The sequence below is a fragment of the Flavobacterium bomense genome (genome assembly GCF_003970355.1).
The window spans coordinates 1-1,362 of the sequence record NZ_RYDJ01000056.1 but is presented as its reverse complement, the minus strand read 5'-3'; the positions used below and the strand labels follow the sequence as shown (position 1 = coordinate 1,362).

Sequence of the window (1,362 nt, the reverse complement as noted above, 5' to 3'; positions counted from 1 at the left end):
TCAATGAACATTTCGATAAAATTCTTTTAGGCTACTTGCTTCCAGAAAATATTGCCAAATCCGAAGTCGGAGCTTATTCTGCCTGTTACAAACTCGGATTGTTTATGGTTTTGTTTGCCACCGCTTTTCGTTTGGGAATTGAACCTTTCTTTTTCAGTCATTCAACTAGCAAAAATGCGCCGCAGACATATGCTGTCATTACAAAATATTTCGTCATATTGGGTTCGTTAATTCTGTTAGGAGTCATTGTTTTTGCCGATATATTGAAGTTCCTTTTGCTCGACAACAAATCCTATTGGCAAGCGATGAAAGTCGTGCCCTTAATCATTTTGGCCACTTTCTGTCTAGGAATTTACAACAATCTTTCGGTTTGGTACAAACTCACCGATAAAACTCAAATAGGTGCTTATATTTCGATTGTTGGTGCCATTTTAACTTTGGTTTTAAACTATCTTTTAATTCCAAAATACAGCTATTACGGGTCGGCAATTGCTACTATTGTCGCTTACGGAAGTATGATGATTATTTCTTATGTTCTAGGAAACAAATATTATCCAATTCCTTATGATATGGAGAAAATAGGCGGTTATATGGGCTTGTCCATCTTGTTTTCTATTATTTCTTTCTATGGATTTAGAGAAAATTATTTCGTTGGAATCCCATTATTAATTGGGTTTATGTATTTTATATATTACAATGAAAAACAAACCATATTGGGCATCCTAAAAAGGAAAAAATAAACATTGACAATTTACGGATAAAGGGCACGGACAAGTCGCGACTTGTCCCTACGTATCCTCAAAATAAATAAAATGAAAATAAAGATCATCAACAAATCGCAACACGACTTGCCTAATTACGAAACCATCGCCTCGGCAGGAATGGATTTGCGTGCCAATTTATCCGAATCCATAACCTTGAAACCCTTAGAAAGAACCATTGTAAAAACAGGACTTTTCATCGAATTACCTATTGGTTATGAAGCGCAAGTGCGACCAAGAAGTGGTTTGGCAGCCAAAAAAGGAATCACAGTTCTTAATTCGCCAGGAACTGTAGATGCCGATTATCGTGGAGAAATTGGAGTGATTTTGGTCAATTTATCCAATGAAGTTTTCGTTGTCGAAAACGGGGAACGCATTGCCCAACTCATCATCGCCAAACACGAAAGAGCCGATTGGATCGAAGTTCAGGAATTATCCGACACTTCAAGAGGCGAAGGCGGTTTTGGAAGCACGGGAGTGAAGTAAGTATTCAGTGTTCAGTCACAGTTAGCAGATAAATACTCAGATAAACAATTAGAAAATCCGTGGAAATCGGTTCAATCCGTTTAATCTGTGGCAAAAAAATTATCAATAACACCTC

General features: G+C 37.2%; 2 protein-coding genes. Both read left to right on the top strand.

All coding sequences use genetic code 11. The features are described from left to right. Nucleotides 1-740, top strand: a 740-nt coding sequence (locus EKL98_RS18210; protein WP_233589457.1) for a lipopolysaccharide biosynthesis protein, incomplete at its 5' end; no start/stop codon positions are given. Nucleotides 741-812: 72 nt separating this feature from the next. Continuing rightward, complete coding sequence (gene dut / locus EKL98_RS15480; RefSeq protein ID WP_126563099.1) at nucleotides 813-1,247, top strand: dUTP diphosphatase; 435 nt, start codon at nucleotides 813-815, stop codon at nucleotides 1,245-1,247. Nucleotides 1,248-1,362 lie beyond the last annotated feature (115 nt).

Bases quoted from the DNA above. Each gene is read 5' to 3' on its own strand.
- dut (WP_126563099.1), top strand. From the start codon at position 813: ATGAAAATAAAGATCATCAACAAATCGCAACACGACTTGCCTAATTAC.